Raw genomic sequence first — 19,524 nt, forward strand, 5'->3', positions numbered from 1 at the left:
AATTACTTGACCACTACACCCCCGCCCCTCTCCCGCAACGCGGGAGAGGGGAGAAAACCGGCGCAGCATCAACCGCCGCCCATCTTTGATGGATCGTCACTGCGCGACGTCGTCGTCACGATCCCGTCGTTGCCGAAATGCACGTTGAAGAAAGCCCGCTCGGTCGGGCTTTCGAACCATCGGTAGCCCCACACCTCTTCCTTCTTCAGCGCGAACGCCTCCACCTTGGTCGGCTTGCCGAGCATGCGGCGGATCTGGTCCTTGTTCATGCCGGGCCGCACCTGCGCGAAGGTCTCCGCTGTCAGCACCTGTTCGATCTTGCGCACGGTGCCGTCCGGGCCGGTGGTCACCATCCACGTGGTGCCGCCTTCCGGGCCGCGCGGATATTCGAGCCGGCGGCCGCCATCGTCCTCTTCCCAGACGATCTCAGGCTTGCCGGCCTGGCGCCGGACGTCGTCCTCGGTTGACTTGCCGATCTCGATGCCCTTGAACAATTGGCTGTCCGGCTTCACGCTGTTCCAGGTATTGCGGGCGGCGTCGCCGGCCTTCTTCATGGCTTCGTCGACCTTCTGCTGGTCGCAACCGAACAGGGCAAGCAGGCTGGCTATCAGTCCCATGGCGGCAAGGCGTCTGCGCGACGCGTCAGTGAGTCGGATATTCATGGATCTCATCGTTTGACGGGTTCGACCGGCTCGCCGGCCGGTGCACTGGCTCCGGCAGCGGCTGCTGCGGCGGCGGATGCTTCAGCCGCCGATGCCGCGGTGGCACGCCGGCCAGAGCCGCCTCCAGAAAACAGGTTACCCCAGCTATTGAAGCGGCGGTTGAACAGCACCGACAGCCCGTTGATCGATCCGCCCTTGGCAAGCAGCGACCACCGCTGCGAGAACGCCCACGTCAGCTTGACCACGTTCGACGCGGACGTCAGGCTCTGCTCGTATCCCACCGATATCTGGTCAGTGACGGCCTTGCCGATGCTGACCACCTGCGTGTCGCTCAGGCCCGCGGTGCTCGGTCCGATCGAGAATTCGTCGATGCCGAAATGCGACACCACGCTCTTGCCGGCCTTGCCGCCGATCATGCCGAGCGCCGCGCCACCAAGCGCTCCGCCACTCATCTGTTTCTGCTGGCTCGTACCGGCGCTTTCCGCGCCGTAGCCAAACATCAGCCACGACAACTTGTCCTCATCGGGCACGTTAGGTTCCGACACCAGCCGCACGCGCGGCAGCCGCACCGTGCCGGTCACTTCGACGCCTGCCTCCACTTCCTGGTTGCGGCGCATGGCGCGGATGTTCATGCCCGGGTTGTCCACTGGCCCGTTGAAGTTGATGTACCCGTATTCGATTTCGAGCTTGCGGCCGAACGCCTCATACGTGCCGCTCACCACGCGTACCGTGCCGGTGGCGCGCATCGGCGACAGCGGCTCGCTGCGCACGCCGATCTGCCCGGCCAGCAGCAGATCTGCGCCTGCACCACGGAAGCGGAAGTTGTCGCCCAGATCCACGGCCACGTCTACCAGCGGACTGAAGCGGCTGGCCGGCTTGCTCTCGGGCGTCGGCGTGGCAGCCGTCTTCACTTCGCGCTGGTCGCGCCGGCGAACCACCACCACGTCGTCGCCCAGCTCCGGCGCACCGGCTTTCGGCAGGTCGAACAGTCCACGATCGACGCGGAACTTGCCGCGAATCGCAATCTTCCGGTTCTCGTTGGCGATGCTGGCGTCACCGGACACGATCAGTGTGCGTTCCGGACTGGCAAACAGCTGCAGCTTGTCGGCCACGATCTTGGCGCTCAGGTTCGGGTCGGCCTCGCCAAGCTTGACCGCGCCGCTGGCCGTCACCGTGCCATCTCCGCCACGGAAGCGCACCTGCTTCAGTTCCACCGTGTTCTGGTCCAGCGCAAGCTGCACCACGCCATCGGTCAGGCGAATACCGAGGTCATAAAGCGTGACGGCGATCTCGCTGCCATCGACGGTGCCCGTCAGCAGCGGACTGCCGACTGTTCCGGCCAGGCGGATCGCGGCGGCGATCCTGCCCTCGTACGCGTACTGCGGCCCGCTCAGCGCCTCCAGTGACTTGAGGCGAGGGATATCGGCGGTCACCGTGCCGCCAAGCGTGGACGCCGGGCCGATCGTCAGCAGGCCCTGCTCGCTGACCAGCCCGGCCGATGCGTTCACATCGAGCTTGCCAATCCGCTGCGACGTGGTGCCGCCGCGCAGCGTGACGTGGTTGCCAGTGAAGTCCGCGCGCAGCGCAGTCTCGCCCAGGCCAAGCGTGGTCCAGCCGCGCCCGGCGTTGACCGAGGCATCGCCACTGCGTCGGCGGATCTCGGCAAACCCGTTCGCGGTTTCGGCCAGCTTGAGGTTCCAGCGTCCATCGAGCACGAGATCCGAACGCACTGGCAGCGCTTCGCCGGTCAGCGCCTGCATGACCTCCAGCACATGGCCAACCTGTACGCCATCGAGATTGCCCTGCGTGACAATGCGTCCATGGTCGAACTCGAAGCCTTCGACGGTCAGTGTCGAACGGTCAAATATCAGCTTTGTCTTGGCCAGCCGGATATGCTGGTCCGCAACCAGCAGCTGCGTTGGCGCGGCCAGCCGCACGTTGACGGTGCCGCGCTCCTCGAACGTGCGGATCGTGCCCGTCCAGCCCTGGTCGCCGCGCCACGCACCCTGCCCCGCCAGCGTGAGTTGCAGCGGGTGGTCGTGCAGCGTGCCAACCGCCTTGGCATCGAAGGTGTGACTGGCCTGCGTGCCAGCGAGATTGGCGTCAAGGGTCCGGATGCTGGCCTGCGGGCCATGGTAGTCGCGCGCGCTCAGTTGCGCCGACAGCGTGCCGTCGAGTCCGCCGCGCAGTTCCGCGTGGCCGCTTGCGCTCGCCACCTTGTGCGGGCCGATGACCAGCGACTGCGCGCTGTAGTCGCCCACGATCTCGGGCCGCTTCAACGTGCCGGTGATCTCGGCGTCCACCTTGGCCCGGCCGGCCACGCCGAACTTGAGCCGTTCGAGCTGCGGCGCGTCGACATTGACCTTGAGACGATCACCGCGCGCCCCGAAGCTGCCACGCAGATTGATCTGATTGCCAGCCATCAGCAGCGATACCTCGCTCGGCATCAGCCGCTCGCCCTCCAGGCGCACCTTGCCGTTTCCGGTCATCGGCAAGCCCGCGTACTCGCTTTCGTTGAGTCCGAAGTCGACGGCCATGCGCAGCGTCTTTGCGAGCGAACCCGTCGTCGAGAAATCGGCATTGATGCGGCCCGGCGCCACCTTGGCCACGCGCGCCGGATCGAAGTTGGCCAGCTTGCCCTTGAAGCTGAACGCCTGCTCGCCCTTGAGTCCGAGCTTGCCCTCGGCCGTCAGCGTGCCGCTGCCAAGCCCGGCACGCAGCGCAGTCAACGTCAGCGCATCCGCATCGACACTGGCGTTGGCAAACAGCTTGATCTCGCCGCCGGCCACGTCAAGCGCCACGCTCTGGCGGCCCGGTTCAAGCCGCAGGCTAACCGGGCCAGACAGGTTGGTCGGCACCAGGCTCGTGTACAAGGCCGCCACATCGAGCCTGCGTACATCGAGATCGAATCCGCCACGGCCGTCATGCAGCGAGCCGTGGCCGGTGATCTCGGCCTTGCCCGGCAGCGCGATGCGCAGGTCGCTCAGCGTCTGCGCGGCCTCGCTCAGTTCGACCCGGGCGTCCACGCTGTGAACAGGCAGGCGTTGCTTGTCGATGGGGCCGGGTTCGAGGTTACGTATGGACATCTCCCCGGCCACGACCAGCGGCACGGCCTTGGCGGGCGCAGCTTTGGCATGAGCCGCGCTGGCTGACGAAGCGGAAGGAGTGGAGGCAACCGATGGAGCAGATGCAGCCGGTGCCGACGCACCCGCCGCCGATGCCACCGGCCGCAGATCGGCATGCACGGTCAGGTCTGCTTGCGGCGCGGTGGGGCTGAACAGGCGAGGGTTGATGCGCTCGCCGTCGATCATCAGGTGCGTGAACGGCACCTCGTCAAACGGCGTGACATCTGCATTGGCGCGTGCGCGAATCCGGTCGCCGTTGGCTTCCACCTGCGCATGCAGCGCGGCCAGCGAGCCATCGGCCCGCACAGTCATCTCGTACGATTCCTCCTGCCAGCGCCCTTCCATCAGCGCCTCGACGGTTAGTGCAAACGGCTTGCGCCCGGCAATCTGTGCATTGGCCTGCAGCTTCCCGTACGGCGTGACGAGGTGATCCACAACCAGGCGGTGGCGCCGGCCATCGGAATGCAACGCGGCGGACAGGTCCGACAGCAGCAGCGGGGTGGAAGTGGCCGCTGGCCCCTGCAACAGCGATAGCTCGCCAAGGGTCAGCGTATCGATATCGACCGCGAGCGGCAGTTCCAGCGTCGCGGGCATCTGCGCGGGCTGAGCGCTCGGCTTGGAAGCCGGCAGGTGCGCATCAACCTTTCCGACGCGCAGCCACTCCACATGCAGCCGCATCGGCGACCATGTCACCTGCCATTTGCTGTCGATACGGTCGATCGTGACGCGCGTGTCGCCGCTCGCATACACCACGTCATGCAGGCGCAGGCCGCCGGCCACGGTGCCGCCGTCGAACTTGCCGGCCAGCATGCCGGCAGACAGCTGTGTGGCCACGCTCCATAGCTGACGCGTGCCGGCCTCGGTGCGCAGCGCAAGCACCGTGGCGGTCATCGCCGCAATCACCAGCAGCAGCACGAAGCCGACGTTCCACGCCAGCACCCGCCACACGCGGCGGCGTGGCGGTCTGGGCGGGCGCGGGGCATTTCTGTCCTCGCGCGGGACGGGCGGCATGTCGGGAATACTCATCAGAACGCCACCCCAAGCGAGATATGCGGCCGGAACTGCCGCTTCTGGATGCCATAGCCGACATCCAGCTGCACCGGGCCCACCGGGCTGCGCCAGCGCGCACCCAGGCCCACGCCGTTGTAGATCGTGATGCCGCTGAGGTTGTTGGTGGCCGTACCCGCGTCCCAGAAAACGGCCGCGCCCCATTCCGGCTTGAACCAGTACTGGTACTCAAGGCTGCCCGTGCCAAGGTAGCGCGCCGGCACCACGGCCGCCCCTTCCGGGGTGCCGATCGACTGGAAGCTGTAGCCACGGATCGAGTCGGTACCCCCCGCGCGGAACCGCAGCGATGCGGGCACCTCCGCTGGGTCCGCCTTGGTCAGGTCCGCGCCAAGTTCCAGCCGCGCGATGAACAGGTCGCGGTTGCCCACTGGCACGTACTGGCGAATGCGGCCGTACACGCGCATGAACGTGGCGTCGCTGAGGATGTTCTTGGCCGCCACGCCGATCTGCGTGTTGATCACGTTGCCGCGGCGCGGGAACACGGGGTTGTCCACATCGCGGCGGGTCCAGGCGAATGCCGGCACCAGCGCCTTCGAGATCTGGGCCGGCTCGCCGAACGGCAGCAGGTTGTCATAGTAGAAATCGAGCGAGAACGTGGTGTCGTACTTGTCGCGCGAGCGCGATCGTTTGAGGCCCGCGCGCCAGCTCGTCAGGTCGGTGCTTTCGACGTCGATCGTACGCTCGTAGCTGCCGTAGATGCTGTTGCGGAACGTGCGCGAGTCTGGCGGCATTGCCGTTTCCAGGTACGCGTACTGGCGCTTCTGTTCAAGGCTGAGCTGGGAATCGAACACCCAGGCACGGTTGAACAGGTTGTAGTACGAATAGCGCCCGCTGACCTGCGCGCCCGTGTCGGTCGTGTAGCCGACGCCTGTGTTCAGCCGATGCAGCGGCTGCTCGCGCACCCGCACGCGCACCGGGGCCGTCACGGTTTCGTCCTGCGACGCCGCCGCTGCCGCGGTGGCTGCCGGCGGCTCCTGCAGGTCGACCTGCACGTTCGAGAAATAGGGCTGGTTCTGGACCGCGCGCTGCAGTTCGAGCAGCCGCTCCACGCGATAGGGCTCCCCTACGTTGAGCGGATTCACGTTGCGGACGATCTGCGCCGGGTAGCGCCGCGTGCCTTCGATCACCAGCGGTCCCAGCACGTAGGCCGGCCCGCTCTCGTACTTGGCGGACAGATCGGCCGACTGTTCATCAGGCTCGATCCGCGCCCGTGACGAGGCCAGTTTCGCGCCATAGTAGGAACGGCTCTGCAGCGTGACGAGCGCCTCTTCCTTGGCCTTGTCCCAGTCCGCCTGGCGGAACGGCTGTCCGACTGGCAATCCCCACTTGGCGCGCATCTGCGCCACCTGATCGGGCGCCTGCGTGGCGGCGGGGCCGGTCACATCCACGTCCACGGCCCGGATCAGCGTGCGGGCACCGGGATCGACCGAGATATGGACCACGCGGTCCTCGCCCTTGCCTTCCACGGTGGCCTTGGTGACCGGGTCGAACCACCCCTCGGTGGACGCAAACTGACGTACCTGGTCGCCAACGGTCTCGACCATGTATGCGAACTGGTCGTCGGAAATGTCCGTACGGTCGGTGTAGCGGGCCAGGTCAAGGTGCTCCTGGAGAATGTCCTTCAGCACCTTCGGTGCATCAATCTCCACCTTGTAGGCAGCGCGAGCGGCGTGGCTGGCGGGAGCGAAGACGGCCAGCGCAATCAGCAGGCCCAGCCCCGCAAGACGCGCGGGCAGGCAGGCACCCCTGAGGGTACGTTGCGTCCTGCCAGCGGCGACTAGTCCGGCCAGGTGGCCCAAGTCGATCCTCATCCGTCGGTGTCTACCCGCAAAGTCGCTATTTGACCACACCGCCGTCGGGGAAACGCCAGATTCGTCACCAAAATTCACGATTCTTCGCGTGGCCGCGATGCGGTAAAATCCAGCCCCAATATCCATAACGCCGCCCAGAGGGCACAGGTTTCGCCATGGCCATGTACGAATCGGAAGTCACCCAGTTCCTGAAGACGCTCAAGCAGGAGCGCCCGTCGCTGGAAGCGGAACAGCGCGAAGGCCGTGCCCTGCTGTGGGACAAGGCCCCGATCGACCTGGACGAGCGCGCCCGCGCCGATGCGTCGCGTGTGGCCCAGAAGCCGTACGTGTACGCGTCCGCAGACTGATCCCCCGGGAATCCCCCCGATGCACCCGAGCGATCCGCGGGATCAGGACGCGCAGGAGAAGCTGAGCCTGCCGGTGGCGCTGCCAAGCGTGGCACCCGAAGGCGCTGCCGCCAACCCGGCCGACATGGTCGACGGCATGGCATTCGCGCGCCTGTACGGCGAGCCGCTGTTCAAGCTGCCGCAGGACCTGTACATCCCGCCCGATGCGCTCGAGGTGTTCCTGGAAGCATTTGAAGGCCCGCTGGATCTGCTGCTGTACCTGATCCGCAAGCAGAACTTCAATGTGCTGGACATCCCGATGGCCCAGGTGACGCGCCAGTATCTCTCGTACGTCGACCAGATCCGCCAGACCAACCTGGAACTCGCGGCCGAGTACCTGCTGATGGCCGCGATGCTCATCGAGATCAAGTCCCGCATGCTGCTGCCGGTCAAAAAGGCCGACAGCGACGAGGAAGCCGAAGACCCGCGCGCCGAACTGGTGCGCCGCCTGCTCGAGTACGAGCAGATGAAGCTTGCCGCCCAGCGCCTGGACACCGTGCCGCAGCTAGGCCGCGACTTCCTGCGCTCGCAGGTGTATATCGAGCAGAGCATTGCGCCCCGCTTCCCCGACGTGGAAACGGTGGACCTGCAGGGTGCCTGGGCCGACGTGCTAAGGCGCGCCAAGCTGAACCAGCACCACAAGATCTCGCGCGAGGAACTGTCCGTGCGCGAGCATATGAGCCAGATCCTGCGCCGCCTGCAGCACGCGCGCTTCATGGAGTTCAGCGAACTCTTCGAGGACGCGATCCGCTCCGGCAAGGGCGTGCCCGTGGTGGTGGTGAACTTCATCGCCATGCTCGAACTGTCGCGCGAGTCGCTGGTGGAGATCACCCAGGCCGAGCCGTTCGCACCGATTTATGTGCGATTGGCGTACACGCCTGCGTAATCTTTCCTGATATTCGGACAATATCGGCGCGCGCCCAGCGGCCTGAATCCGCGCGGATGCTCTACAATCCGCCGACAGCCGGCCAACGTCTGCCCAGAGCCCGGCAACCAGTTTGCCCGGCATCGGGACGCTTCTACCACGACCGCACAGCACATTCATGAAAGTCATCTCCTCCATCCAGGCGCTGCGGGACCAGTTGCGCGGACAGAACCGCGTCGCTTTCGTCCCCACCATGGGTAACCTGCATGAAGGCCATCTGTCGCTGATGCGGCTGGCCCGCCAGCATGGAGACCCCGTGGTGGCGTCGATCTTCGTCAACCGCCTGCAGTTCGGCCCGAACGAGGACTTCGACAAATACCCGCGCACGCTGCAGGATGACATCGAGAAGCTGCAGAGCGAAGGCGTGTACGTGCTGTTCGCCCCGACCGAGTCGGACATGTATCCGGTGCCGCAGGAATACCGCGTGGATCCGCCGCATGACCTGGGCGACATCCTCGAAGGCGAATTCCGCCCCGGCTTCTTCAAGGGCGTCTGCACGGTGGTGATGAAACTGTTCTGCTGCGTGCAGCCGCGCGTGGCCGTGTTCGGCAAGAAGGACTACCAGCAGTTGATGATCGTGCGCCGCATGGCAAAGCAGTTCGCGCTGCCAGTGGATATCATCCCCGCCGAAACCGTGCGCGCCGATGACGGCCTGGCGCTGTCGTCGCGCAACCGGTATCTCAGCGAAGCCGAACGCGCCGAGGCGCCGGTGCTCTACAAGACGCTGCACGAAGTACGCGATACGGTGCTGGGCAAGGACGGCGTGGACCTGCTGGCCGTGGAGGCCGATGCGCTGGCCCGCCTGCAGGCACGCGGCTGGAAGCCCGACTATGTGTCGATCCGCAAGCGCGAAAACCTGCAGGCCCCAACCCGCGAGGAATTCGCGGCTGGCGAGCCACTGGTGGTGCTGACGGCAGCGAAGCTCGGCGCGACCCGGCTGATCGACAATCTGGAGATTTGAGCGAAGCCCCGGCGTTTGCCCCAACGGAAAAGGCCTGCGTTGCGCAGGCCTTTTTGTTTTGGGTGACTGGCGCGCCCCGTCTGGCACTCGACATCGGGGAAAGATGAGTTTCAAATCCCCCTGTCCACAACAACTCGTCCTCATTGCGATAGCCGGCGTCCTACAGCGGGCATCGCTGGGAACCGGTCGCCAGCCATCCCAGTTCGAATGTTCGACGGGCCTTATGTGACTAATGCCACTCTTGCGTCATAGCTCACGTCTCTCCGCTGTGCATCGGCTTGTCGTCCGGCGCCGCTGGCGGTTCACCAAATCGGTTTGCGTTCGGCTGTCCGGGTTGAAAGCCGTGCAGCATGAACAGCGCGAACTGCCCAATCACCGGAATGAGGAACAGCAGCATCCACCAGGCCGACATGTCGAAGTCGTGCAAGCGCTTCACTCCGACTGCGATCTGTGACCATGCCGCGAACACGCCAATCGCGATCATGATCATCGACTCCAGGGGCGACCAAGCGTCATACCTAGCCCAGCCGTCGCTAGCCCGCGCAAAAACGAGAGCGATTGCAGTGTACATGACGAAGTAAATCCACCAATGCCCGCGATTAATTCTGCCTTTGAACGAAAAGAGAAACCACGTTAGATTCATCACTTATCTCACTGGAACGGTCACCGGACCATGCGCCCGACATGTGAGATCGTCAACTACAGGTAGTGCGAAGGAAATAGTCGAAACTTGAAAGTGTTTTAAAAGTTTCGCAATTCTGATTGAAAGAAAATCACAACATGGCCGGACGGCTTCCAGCTGCTCTAAATTGCCTGGACAACCCTACCAGTTCTGGCCAGCCCCCCAGGTAAGGCGGAGGGATGATGCCCGTAAACGAGCATCATCCCTCGGCACTCTAGTCACACAAGCAAATACCTACGCTACTCCTGATCCGACTGCGATAACGCCCTACCCAAAAATTCAGATACTTCCGTCCCGTGAAGCCATATACATTGCCTCCAATCGTCGGTTGCCTCATATTTTTGCAGGTACATCACGCGCTCTTCAGAGGATAAATTCTCCCAGAATGGAAGCCAATATCCATCCCACCAATATTCAAGATCACCCTGCAAGGAACCTAGCTTAAGTGGTTCATCAACATCCGGGAAAGCGACCCAGGGAGGTGGCGGACTTGAATTGGCCTCGGCAATACGCTCAAACACCGAGATATCATCGGATATTATGGACAGGATCGCCCCGGAAAATTCCTCACCTATCGAAATAAACAGATGGCAACTCCCCTTGTTCTCGGCCGACTTTACATACGAATTCTCATCGACGCGATTGAATCCAGTCGTAGCCCCCTTGACGATCCGATCGACCTGATTCGATTCAGATTGAAAATGGGCGTAAAAGGCATTAACGTTTAAGCTGTGGACCAAGCTGGAGACAGCGGGGTATTTGAGTGATCTTTCTTGCAGATCCGATACTTGCGTCAGATCCAATGGGCAAGGGAATAATGCTCGCAACTCCTCCCGTGAATGCCCAAAGCGTGCCCGCAGCGCCCGATCTCGCTCGCGTGCAATACGCCTGTGAACCAGCATGTCGCGCAGCCTTTTGAACACTGTCTTCACTCCATTTGATCAACTGCCCAATCGGCACCCAAGTAGCCGAGAGTTCCACCAATGAGGCCACCGACGAGTCCCGTCACTATTGCACCCGGCCCTGTCTCTATACCAACTGTAGCCCCGGCGGCGGTACCGATTTTCGCACCGGCCCATGCTGCGCCCCAGCCACCGGCTTGACGAATGACCTCCCTCTGAATTGGTCGAATGCTTTTAAGTTCAATTGACTGCTGCGTTGCTGTGGTCAGGTCATAGGCAGTAAAGAACACGCCGACTACCTGGACAACCCTACCGGTTCTGGTCAGTCCCCACGTAAGGCGGAGAGATGATTCGTTAAATACCGCGCTTGCGGGTACTGGCTTGCCATGCAGTAGCACCTCTTTGTCTATGTCTCTTGCCCACCCTGCCTTACACACCGCGCCGGATCTGTACATCCTTGTGCGCTACCACCCGTCGAGCGATCGTCCCAATTATTGTCGGGCCCTGTGCGAATTCGTCGATCCCGATGATCAGAGAAAGGGGGACGGCCTCGCTGTCTATATGTCCCCATTTGATGCGCATCTCGATGCGGCGTTTATGACAGCGCCGGGGAGGCAGTATCACTCCATCCACGCGGCGGATTTCGATCCGCGAGAGTTGATTCAGGATAATGCTGGCATATTGCATTACTTCCTGCATTGCGGTTGGGCAGCGAGCGACGGGAAGTTGGTAATGCGCAAGAGCTGCGGTCTCGCCGCGATTTACGGGTTAGAAAGCATTTGTGTTGATTCGGGATCGATGGATGCCATCGATTTGAAAATTTCCGACACAGAGTTAAGCCGTTACAACCAAATCAGGGATCGGGCACGTGTCCGCAAGGGCGAACACTTTGGCTTCGCTGTGACAATGCTGCTCCTTTCAAGTGGAACGCAAAGCTCACAGCTATAGCTCAGCACACAGATGAAGTCGTTAGTAAACGTACGATTTCTGGGACAGAAAAGTCTCACCCCCGCCGCAGCCGCTCGCGCTCCAGGTGGCGGCGATGTCCGGTGCGGCGCTTCCACCAGATCAGCACGCCGGTCACGGCGAAGGCCAGCGGCACCAGTCCGAATACCGTGATGAACGCGCGGCCCCACGGGCCAAACGCCTCGCCGGTGTGCAGCGGGAACAGCCAGTTGATGAAGGTGTCGCCGGACGGCGCGTTGAGCGGATCGCGCACACCGAGCGGGCGGCCGGAATAGGCGTCGAGCCAGAGCCGCGTGGAGCCGGTATCGGCGCGCACCTCGCCATCCTGGCGCAGGCGCACTTCATATGCATCGCCGGGCTTGCGCGGCAGGCTGATACGCGTCACCGCCGCGCCGGGAAACTGCTTTTGGGCGGCCGTCATGGCCTGGGCCGGCGTGATCGCGTGGGTCCCCTCGGGAGCCGGGTCCGATACGGGCTTGAACGGCGCGCTCACCGTCATGACACTGCCGATGATCGGCGTGACCCATTTCGGCAAGTTCAGGTACCAGCCCGAAAACGCGATCGTCGCCAGGATAGGCGCCACGAAGATCCCGCCCGCGCGATGGCTGGTGTAGATAAAGCGCGACCACGAGCCGCCATGCGTGATCCGCACCGACTGCTTCAGCGCCCGCGCCTTGAGCTTGGGCCACCAGAGCACCACGCCCAGCAGCACGCTGATAAACAGCATCATGCCGGTCACGCCGGTGATCGTCTTGCCCGTGTCACCCGAAAGCAGATAGCGATGCAGATGAAAAACCGTCGGCATCAGCGCCTGGCGCGACAGGCCCGGCACGCCCCACAGCCGCTCGCCCTTCACGGCCAGCGTGATCGGGTCGATCATCACCTGCCGGAAACGCCCCGGCCCCGCTTCGGCCCCCTTGATCGGGTAATAGGCCACGAACACATCGTGCTCGTCGGTAGGCAGCATCAGCAGATTGGGCTTGCCATAATGCGGATCTGCCATCAGCTTCGCGGTCACAGATTCCACCGTAGCGGCGCCCACCGGAATGCGCGTGGCCGAGGCGGCCTGCAGCAAGTCCGGGTTCAGCCACTTGTCGATCTCGTCACGCCACGAAATGGCCGTGCCGGTCAGCCCCATCAGGATGAACAGCAAGCCAAAAAGCAGGCCAATGTAAAGGTGCAGTTTTACGAGAACCGTGCGGAAACGACCGGAGACCATTGTAGGATTCGTGGATACTTGCGCGAGGCGCACAGGCACCTCGGGCACTTCAAGTCACTTCGACTGACATGTGGATTCGCATGGCTTGCGCGCAACTTGCAAACGCAAATGCGAAGGATTCGCGATTCTAACAGTGCAACCACGCGTCGCCACATTACGTCCCGTTTCATGGCACACCAGATTGAACTTGTCCCAGCCGCCCCGGCCGATGCCGCGCTGCTGGCCGCCATCCATGCCGAAAGCTGGCGCCGCAACTACGCTGGCCTGATCCCGGCTGACTACCTGGAGCAGCATGCGCTGCCCGAACGGCTTGCCACCTGGCACGCGCGGATGCAGGAAGGCGCGGAGGCGCCGCACGAGGTGACGATCCTGCGTGTCGATGGGCAACCGGCCGGCTTCTCATGCCTGATGCCGCTGGCAGAACCCGGCTACGGCATCTACCTGGACAACCTGCATGTGCTCAACAAGTACCAAGGCTGCGGCTTTGGGAAACTGCTGATGGCCCATTGCGCGGCCAGCGCCGCGCGCCAGTGGCCGGGCAAGCCGCTGTTCCTGTATGTGCTGGAGGGCAATGCGCAGGCGCGCGAGTTTTACCGGCGCCTTGGCGGCGTGGAATCGGCGAGTTTCGAGGACCCGTTCCCGGGGGCGGACCTGATGGTGCCGATCCGGCGCGTGACCTGGGATGACGTGGAGGCGCTGATCAGCCGGCTGCAGCCGGCACCGTAGCCGCGCCGGACGAACCATCGAGCCAGCGCAGGATCGGCTGCCACTGCTCCCAGTCGCGCGCCACGCGCGACGGCGTAGCGTCCCAGATTGTCAGACCGTGCGCGGCTAGCTGGACATAGTTCTGCGTGTCGCGCAGGTAGCCAAGTACCGGCAGGCCCAGCCCCTCTACAAAGCGCTGGAGCTGCTCTGCCGCCCGGGTACGCATGTCCACGCGCATCCCGATCACCCCTACCGACACGTCGCCATGCCGCACGTGCTTGTCATCGGCCAGCTTGGCCAGGAAGTCCTGCGTGGCCAGGATGTCGAACATTGACGGCTGCAACGGCACCACCACGCGATGGGCCAGCTTCATGACATCGGTATAACGCCAGCCATGCAGGCCGGCGGGCGTGTCCAGCACCACGTGCGTGGTGCCCTTGGGCGGTCGGGCGATATTGTCGCCGTCGATTTCCCAGGTCTTGATCGGCGGCGCCGAGTCGGGGCGCAGGCCCAGCCACGCGCGCGAGGACTGCTGGCGGTCGGTATCGCCTAGCATCACGGCGTGCCCGTTGCTGGCGAAGTACCCGGCGAGATTGGTGGCCAGCGTGGTTTTGCCCACACCGCCCTTTGGATTGGCGATCACGACTACCGGCATGAAATCCTCCAATGTCCAATGGATGCCGAAACACAACGGGGCTTTCGACGCTCCCGATGCTTCCGGCTTCGGCGGGCGTACGGCGTCACGGCAGGCCGGCCCGCCCCTCCCCCTTCGACAACTCCGCAAGTGTAGCGTCACGCCGCAGCGGCGCGAACAGCGCAGCCAGATCGAGATGCGCTGCCATCGTATCGGCCAGCCTGTCGATCGACGCCTCGCGCAGCGCGTCCAGGTCCACCCCTTCGGCCCGCGCCAACCCGGCCCAGCGCAGTAGCGCACCGCACGCGGCGGGGTCGTCGAACAGGCCGTGGACGTAAGTCGCCAGCACCTGGTCATCCTCGGATCGGGCGCCATCGGGTCTGTCGCCTTCGAGCCACAATGCCGGGCGGGCCAACCCAGGGCCCTCGCTGACACCGAGATGGATCTCGTAGCCGCTGACCGGCGCATTGCCCTCGGCAAGCCGCCCGGCCACACGCCGTAGCTGTTTTTCCGCGGCCAGTGTCGTTTCGTAATCGAGCAGTCCCAGACCGTCGCTCGTGCCGGCAGGCCCTTCCCGGCCGTCGGGATCGTGAATGCTTCTGCCAAGCATCTGCATGCCGCCACAAATGCCAATCAGCTTGCCGCCATAGCGCAGATGCCGCTGCAGCGCGCGATCCCAGCCATTAGCGCGCAGGAAGGCCAGGTCCGCGCGCACGCTCTTGCTGCCTGGCAGGATGACAAGATCGGCCGGCGGAATCGGCATGCCCGGCCCGATGAACTGCAGATCGACACCCGGATGGGCGCGCAGCGCATCAAAATCGGTATGGTTGGAGATGCGCGGCAGCACCGGCACGATCACACGCAACACCTCGCCCGCACGATGGTCCACCTGCGCGCTGACAATCGCATCCTCCGCATCGAGGTGCAGGCCGTGCAGGTACGGCAGCACGCCGAACACGGGCTTGCCAGTGCGCGCGGTGAGCCAGTCCAGACCGGGCTCCAGTAGCGCGATATCGCCGCGGAAGCGGTTGATGATGAAGCCGCTCACACGCGCGCGCTCGGTCTCGGACAGGCAATCCAGCGTGCCAACCAGGTGCGCGAACACCCCGCCCCGGTCGATGTCCGCCACGATCACCACGGGGCAGTCCACGCGTTCGGCAAACCCCATGTTGGCGATGTCGCGGTCACGCAGGTTCACTTCGGCCGGGCTGCCCGCGCCCTCCACCAGCACCACGTCGTACGCCTGTTCCAGACGGCCATGGCTTTCCAGCACGGCGGCCATCGCCTGCGGCTTGTAGTCGTGATAAGCGCGCGCATCGAGATCCATGCGCGCGCGGCCGTGGATGATGACCTGCGCGCCGATGTCGCTGCTCGGCTTGAGCAGTACCGGGTTCATGTCGGTGTGCGGCGCCAGCCCGGCAGCCTGCGCCTGCAGCGCCTGCGCCCGGCCGATCTCCCCGCCATCGACGGTGACCGCGCTGTTCAGCGCCATGTTCTGCGGCTTGAACGGCGCCACCCGCACGCCGGCACGCGCCAGCACGCGGCACAGCCCGGCCACGACGGTACTCTTGCCGGCGTCTGAGGTGGTGCCCTGGACCATCAGGGTGCCGTACAGGGCACGCCCGGCCGGGGCGAAATCGGTTCGGAAAACAGGTTCGTCGCGCATCGCGCGATTATCGCAGCATCGTCGCGCGCGCAGTCCCCCAGAGACTCGCCGGAGACACATCGGAGGCCTACCGGAGAGCCTTCATGTCTGCAAGATCCATGCATGCGAGGCGTCCATGCGACGGCTACAATACGCGGCATGAAGACCAAGGCCATCGCCCAGGCGCTCAACATCTCGCCCTCCGCCGAACCCGCATCGGCGGGTGCCGCCGTGGCCGGCGAGCCGGACACCCAGCCGGCCCATGAAGCGCAAGCCGGTACGGCGCTGCCGCGCGAGTTGACGCTTGTGCTCGGCGGCGCACGGTCCGGCAAGAGCCATTTCGCGGAGCAGGTGGCCACGGACCACGCGGCGCTGACGCGCGGCCCGGTCACGTATATCGCCACGGCGCGCCATGACGCCGATCCCCCCGACGAGGAGATGGAGTTGCGCATCGCGCTGCACCGCGCGCGCCGCCCGGCCGACTGGACGCTCGTGGAGGAGCCCGTGCACCTGGCCGATGCGCTCTATGCCCATGCGCGCCGCGACGGCTGCATCCTCGTCGACTGCGTGACGTTGTGGCTCAATAACCTGATTTTTGGCGACAGCCGCGAATATCCCGAGCATGGCGTCATTACCCCGCCGCCGGCCTTTACCGAGGAAATCGACGCGCTGATGACCGCATTGCCGATGCTCCCCGGGCACGTGATCCTCGTGTCCAACGAGATCGGCTTCGGCGTGGTGCCGATGGGCGCCATCACGCGCTTCTATGTCGATGAACTCGGCCGCCTGAACCAGAAGCTCGCCGCCGCGGCGGACCGCGTGCGGCTGCTGGTGGCCGGCATCCCCGTGGCGGTCAAGGACACGCGTCCCGAATGATCATGCTGTCCTGGCCGGCCTGCGTGGCGGCCGCGCTTGCCGGCGTGCTGCTGGATCGCTGGCTTGGCGAGCCGCGCCGCTGGCATCCGCTGGTCGGATTCGGACGCCTTGCCACGGCCCTCGCCGATCGGCTCAATCATCCCAATCGTCCCAGTCATTCCGAACGCAGCGCGCTGCGTCAGCGCCTTGCAGGCCTGCTCGCCTGGGCGCTGCTGGTGCTGGTTCCGGCCGCCATCGCGTGGTGGCTGATCGCGCTAGCCCAGGCGGTGCACCCCGCGCTGGCCTGGGCACTGCATGCATCGGCGCTTTATGCCGCGCTCGGCAGCCGCAGTCTGGCCCAGCATATCGCCCCGATCGCCGACGCCCTGACGCGTGACGACCTGCCCGCCGCGCGCGAACTGACCGCGCGCATCGTCTCGCGTGACACCGAGGACGCCGATGCCGAGGCGCTGGCACGTGCCGCGTGTGAATCGGCGCTGGAAAACGGCAACGATGCGATCTTCGGCGCGCTGTTCTGGTTCCTGGTCGGCGGCGCGCCCGCAGTGATCATGTTCCGCCTTGCCAATACGCTCGATGCGATGTGGGGCTACCGCACGCCGCGCTGGTTGATGTTCGGCTGGGCGGCCGCGCGTATCGACGATCTGCTCAATCTGGTTCCCGCACGGCTGACCGCACTGTCTTACGCACTGCTCGGCACAACGGCGCAGGCGCTACGCTGTTGGCGCACGCAGGCACGGGCGTGGTCGAGCCCCAACGCGGGCCCCGTGATGGCCGCCGGCGCAGGCGCAGTCGGCGTGGCGCTTGGCGGCGGCGCGCGCTATCACGGTGAATGGGAGGAACGGCCTCCGCTCGGCACTGGCGACACGCCCGCCGCGCGGCACGTTCACGCCTGCCTGCGGCTGGTGCAACGCACGCTGTGGCTGTGGCTCGGACTGGCGATGCTGAGCGTGCCGCTGGCCGCCCTGCTGGGGCACGCATCGTGACTGCGCCGTCCATCCGTCACGGCGGCAACCTGCTCGCTGCCGCGCGCCGTTACGGCCGCCCGGTAGAGGCGTGGCTCGATCTTTCGACCGGCATCAACCCCAACGGCTACCCCGTGCCGCCGCTGCCCGCCGACGCCTGGCAGCGGCTGCCACAGGACGATGATGGGCTGGCCGCTATCGCCGCACAGGCGTACGGCGCCCCGCATGCGCTGCCCGTGGCAGGATCTCAGGCCGCCATCCGCACGCTGCCCCGACTGCTGCGGCCGGGACGCACCGGCATTGCCGCGCTCGGCTACAGCGAGTACGCACCGGCCTTTGCGCAGGCTGGCCATACGGTCGTCCCGCTGGATGAAGCCGACTTCGGCTGCGCCGATCTGGCAGAAGCGCTCGATCACCTAGTCGTCATCAACCCGAACAATCCGACCGCACGGCTGTTGCCTGCGGAAACGCTGCGGCACTGGCACGCACGGCTGGCCTCGCGCGGCGGCATGCTGATCGTCGACGAGGCGTTTATCGATTGCACCGACGCGGCGTCGCTGGCCGAATACAGCGCCATGCCGGGGCTGGTAGTGCTGCGCTCGCTCGGCAAGTTCTATGGCCTTGCAGGTGTGCGCTGCGGCTTCGTGCTGGCCGAGCCGTCCCTGCTTGAATCGCTGGCCGCGCACCTCGGCCACTGGACCGTATCGGGCCCGGCACGCGCCGTGGCAGGTATCGCACTGACCGACACCGCATGGCAGGCCGCCACGCGATCATCACTGGCTGCGGCCGGCCAACGGCTGGCAATGTTGCTGCGCGACCATGGCCTGACGCCTGCCTGCCAGCCACTGTTCAGTTGGGTTGCCGATGAACGCGCGGGCGCCCTGCACGAAGCGCTGGCGCAGCGCGGCATCTGGACGCGCCTGTTCGATGCTGCCGGGGGGTGCCCGGCGAGCCTGCGTTTCGGCCTGCCCCCGAAAGACAACATGGCCTGGCAACGGCTCGATGCCGCGCTTGGCGAATCGCTCTTCTCTCTCACCGGACCCCGATGAAGCTCCCACTTGCAGCGGCTGCCCTGCTGATTGCCGCGCTACCGGCGCACGCCGCCGTTTCCGTCGTCGACGATGCCGGTCAGACCGTCACGCTGGCACAACCTGCGCGCCGCATCGTCTCGCTGGCGCCGCACGTCACGGAATTGATCTACGCTGCCGGCGGCGGCGATCGCATCGTCGGCACGGTCAGCTATAGCGACTACCCGCCCCAGGCACGCGAGATTCCGCGCGTGGGCGACAACAAGGCGCTCGACCTCGAACGGATCGCGGCGCTCAAGCCCGACCTGATCGTGGTCTGGCGCCACGGCAACGCGCAGAAGCAGACCGACCGCCTGCGCGCTCTCGGCATGCCACTGTTCTTCAGCGAGCCGCGCAGGCTTGAAGGCATTCCGGACAACCTTGAGAAACTCGGCACGCTGATGGGCACCGAGCCGGTGGCCAATCGCGCTGCCACCGACTTCCGTCAGCAGGTGGATGCGCTGCGCAAGACCTACGCAACCCGCGCACCGGTCACGGTGTTCTACCAGGTCTGGCAACAGCCGCTGATGACGCTGAACGGCCAGCATATGGTCAGCGATCTGTTGGCGCTGTGCGGCGGGCAGAACCTGTTCGCAAAGGAGGCGCCGCTGGTGCCGACGGTCTCGGTCGAAGCGGTGGTAGCCGGAAACCCCGAGGCCATGATCACCGCTGGCATGGGCGCGACGCGCCCCGACAAGCCGCTCGCCGATTTTTCGATGTGGGAGAAGTGGAAGCAGATCACCGCCGTGGCACGCAACAACCTGTTCGTCGTGGATGGCGACCTGGTCAACCGCGCGGGCCCGCGCGTGGTGAAGGGCGCGGCGGAGATCTGCAAGGATCTGGACGTGGCGCGGTCACGGCGACCGGGTTGATGGCTGTTTGTTTGCTCCCCTCTCCCACGGAGTGGGAGAGGGGTTGGGGGAGAGGG

General features: G+C 65.1%; 17 protein-coding genes. 9 read left to right on the forward strand and 8 right to left on the reverse strand.

Annotated elements, in window-relative coordinates; translation table 11 throughout:
* Positions 1–68 precede the first annotated feature (68 nt).
* From bamE to B552_RS0111275, 3 genes are read right to left on the reverse strand one after another with little or no spacing between them, the layout of a single operon-like run.
* Positions 69–617: an outer membrane protein assembly factor BamE gene (gene bamE, locus B552_RS0111265; protein WP_019449124.1), complete on the reverse strand. Its 549-nt coding sequence runs from the start codon at positions 615–617 to the stop codon at positions 69–71.
* A 50-nt stretch (positions 618–667) separates the two neighbouring features.
* Positions 668–4,813 carry a translocation/assembly module TamB domain-containing protein gene (locus tag B552_RS0111270; RefSeq protein ID WP_019449125.1) on the reverse strand — a complete coding sequence of 1,382 codons (4,146 nt, stop codon included), beginning with the start codon at positions 4,811–4,813 and terminating at the stop codon, positions 668–670.
* A complete protein-coding gene (locus tag B552_RS0111275) occupies positions 4,813–6,666 on the reverse strand; it encodes an autotransporter assembly complex family protein (RefSeq protein ID WP_019449126.1) in 1,854 nt (617 codons plus the stop codon). The genes B552_RS0111270 and B552_RS0111275 overlap by 1 nt, the downstream gene beginning before the upstream one ends.
* Positions 6,667–6,821: 155 nt before the next feature.
* On the opposite strand from B552_RS0111275, the gene B552_RS0111280 reads away from it, so the two are divergent.
* The 3 genes from B552_RS0111280 (at position 6,822) to panC (ending at position 8,938) form a co-directional block, all read left to right on the forward strand.
* Positions 6,822–7,013 (forward strand): DUF3460 family protein, encoded by a 192-nt coding sequence (locus B552_RS0111280; RefSeq protein ID WP_019449127.1) that lies wholly within the window; start codon positions 6,822–6,824, stop codon positions 7,011–7,013.
* A 19-nt stretch (positions 7,014–7,032) separates the two neighbouring features.
* Entirely contained in the window at positions 7,033–7,938 is a 906-nt protein-coding gene (locus B552_RS0111285) for a ScpA family protein (RefSeq protein ID WP_019449128.1), read from the forward strand.
* Positions 7,939–8,095: 157 nt separating this feature from the next.
* Entirely contained in the window at positions 8,096–8,938 is an 843-nt protein-coding gene (gene panC, locus B552_RS0111290) for a pantoate--beta-alanine ligase (RefSeq protein WP_019449129.1), read from the forward strand.
* Between the two features lie 253 nt (positions 8,939–9,191).
* Here panC and B552_RS28400 read toward each other — a convergent pair whose 3' ends face one another.
* Both B552_RS28400 and B552_RS28840 read right to left on the reverse strand, forming a co-directional pair.
* A complete protein-coding gene (locus B552_RS28400) occupies positions 9,192–9,581 on the reverse strand; it encodes a DUF805 domain-containing protein (protein ID WP_083860276.1) in 390 nt (129 codons plus the stop codon).
* 278 nt (positions 9,582–9,859) lie between these two features.
* On the reverse strand, positions 9,860–10,543 hold the full coding sequence (locus tag B552_RS28840; RefSeq protein WP_157160234.1) for a hypothetical protein: 684 nt from the start codon (positions 10,541–10,543) through the stop codon (positions 9,860–9,862).
* 387 nt (positions 10,544–10,930) lie between these two features.
* Here B552_RS28840 and B552_RS27425 point away from each other — a divergent pair, with 387 nt between their 5' ends.
* Complete coding sequence (locus B552_RS27425; protein WP_019449131.1) at positions 10,931–11,470, forward strand: hypothetical protein; 540 nt, start codon at positions 10,931–10,933, stop codon at positions 11,468–11,470.
* 55 nt (positions 11,471–11,525) lie between these two features.
* Here the strand turns inward: B552_RS27425 and B552_RS0111305 are convergent, their stop codons facing one another.
* Positions 11,526–12,707: a PepSY-associated TM helix domain-containing protein gene (locus tag B552_RS0111305; RefSeq protein ID WP_019449132.1), complete on the reverse strand. Its 1,182-nt coding sequence runs from the start codon at positions 12,705–12,707 to the stop codon at positions 11,526–11,528.
* A 168-nt stretch (positions 12,708–12,875) separates the two neighbouring features.
* Here B552_RS0111305 and B552_RS0111310 point away from each other — a divergent pair, with 168 nt between their 5' ends.
* Complete coding sequence (locus B552_RS0111310) at positions 12,876–13,433, forward strand: GNAT family N-acetyltransferase (protein ID WP_019449133.1); 558 nt, start codon at positions 12,876–12,878, stop codon at positions 13,431–13,433.
* On the opposite strand, the gene B552_RS0111315 is transcribed toward B552_RS0111310, so the two are convergent.
* Positions 13,408–14,067 (reverse strand): ParA family protein, encoded by a 660-nt coding sequence (locus B552_RS0111315; RefSeq protein WP_019449134.1) that lies wholly within the window; start codon positions 14,065–14,067, stop codon positions 13,408–13,410. The two genes, B552_RS0111310 and B552_RS0111315, sit on opposite strands and share 26 nt — an antisense overlap.
* 85 nt (positions 14,068–14,152) lie before the next feature.
* Positions 14,153–15,646, reverse strand: coding sequence for a cobyric acid synthase (locus B552_RS0111320; protein ID WP_051003557.1), 1,494 nt, complete (start codon positions 15,644–15,646; stop codon positions 14,153–14,155).
* A gap of 330 nt (positions 15,647–15,976) precedes the next feature.
* Here B552_RS0111320 and cobU point away from each other — a divergent pair, with 330 nt between their 5' ends.
* The 4 genes from cobU to B552_RS0111340 are packed head-to-tail and all read left to right on the forward strand — an operon-like array spanning position 15,977 to position 19,468.
* Complete coding sequence (gene cobU / locus B552_RS0111325) at positions 15,977–16,567, forward strand: bifunctional adenosylcobinamide kinase/adenosylcobinamide-phosphate guanylyltransferase (RefSeq protein ID WP_035879728.1); 591 nt, start codon at positions 15,977–15,979, stop codon at positions 16,565–16,567.
* Positions 16,564–17,550, forward strand: a complete 987-nt coding sequence (gene cbiB, locus B552_RS0111330; protein WP_019449137.1) for an adenosylcobinamide-phosphate synthase CbiB — start codon at positions 16,564–16,566, stop codon at positions 17,548–17,550. The genes cobU and cbiB overlap by 4 nt, the downstream gene beginning before the upstream one ends.
* Positions 17,544–18,578 carry a threonine-phosphate decarboxylase CobD gene (gene cobD / locus B552_RS27430; RefSeq protein ID WP_193352181.1) on the forward strand — a complete coding sequence of 345 codons (1,035 nt, stop codon included), beginning with the start codon at positions 17,544–17,546 and terminating at the stop codon, positions 18,576–18,578. The genes cbiB and cobD overlap by 7 nt, the downstream gene beginning before the upstream one ends.
* Positions 18,575–19,468, forward strand: coding sequence for a cobalamin-binding protein (locus B552_RS0111340; protein ID WP_019449139.1), 894 nt, complete (start codon positions 18,575–18,577; stop codon positions 19,466–19,468). Before cobD ends, B552_RS0111340 begins: the two co-directional genes overlap by 4 nt.
* The last annotated feature ends 56 nt before the right edge of the window (positions 19,469–19,524 follow it).

Source organism: Cupriavidus sp. BIS7 (genome assembly GCF_000292345.1).
Taxonomy (GTDB): Bacteria; Pseudomonadota; Gammaproteobacteria; order Burkholderiales; family Burkholderiaceae; genus Cupriavidus.

Coding starts and splice junctions, on each gene's coding strand:
- bamE (WP_019449124.1), bottom strand. CDS start 617: ATGGGACTGATAGCCAGCCTGCTTGCCCTGTTCGGTTGCGACCAGCAG.
- B552_RS0111270 (WP_019449125.1), bottom strand. CDS start 4,813: ATGAGTATTCCCGACATGCCGCCCGTCCCGCGCGAGGACAGAAATGCC.
- B552_RS0111275 (WP_019449126.1), bottom strand. CDS start 6,666: ATGAGGATCGACTTGGGCCACCTGGCCGGACTAGTCGCCGCTGGCAGG.
- B552_RS0111280 (WP_019449127.1), top strand. CDS start 6,822: ATGGCCATGTACGAATCGGAAGTCACCCAGTTCCTGAAGACGCTCAAG.
- B552_RS0111285 (WP_019449128.1), top strand. CDS start 7,033: ATGCACCCGAGCGATCCGCGGGATCAGGACGCGCAGGAGAAGCTGAGC.
- panC (WP_019449129.1), top strand. CDS start 8,096: ATGAAAGTCATCTCCTCCATCCAGGCGCTGCGGGACCAGTTGCGCGGA.
- B552_RS28400 (WP_083860276.1), bottom strand. CDS start 9,581: ATGAATCTAACGTGGTTTCTCTTTTCGTTCAAAGGCAGAATTAATCGC.
- B552_RS27425 (WP_019449131.1), top strand. CDS start 10,931: ATGTCTCTTGCCCACCCTGCCTTACACACCGCGCCGGATCTGTACATC.
- B552_RS0111305 (WP_019449132.1), bottom strand. CDS start 12,707: ATGGTCTCCGGTCGTTTCCGCACGGTTCTCGTAAAACTGCACCTTTAC.
- B552_RS0111310 (WP_019449133.1), top strand. CDS start 12,876: ATGGCACACCAGATTGAACTTGTCCCAGCCGCCCCGGCCGATGCCGCG.
- B552_RS0111315 (WP_019449134.1), bottom strand. CDS start 14,067: ATGCCGGTAGTCGTGATCGCCAATCCAAAGGGCGGTGTGGGCAAAACC.
- B552_RS0111320 (WP_051003557.1), bottom strand. CDS start 15,646: ATGGTCCAGGGCACCACCTCAGACGCCGGCAAGAGTACCGTCGTGGCC.
- cbiB (WP_019449137.1), top strand. CDS start 16,564: ATGATCATGCTGTCCTGGCCGGCCTGCGTGGCGGCCGCGCTTGCCGGC.
- B552_RS0111340 (WP_019449139.1), top strand. CDS start 18,575: ATGAAGCTCCCACTTGCAGCGGCTGCCCTGCTGATTGCCGCGCTACCG.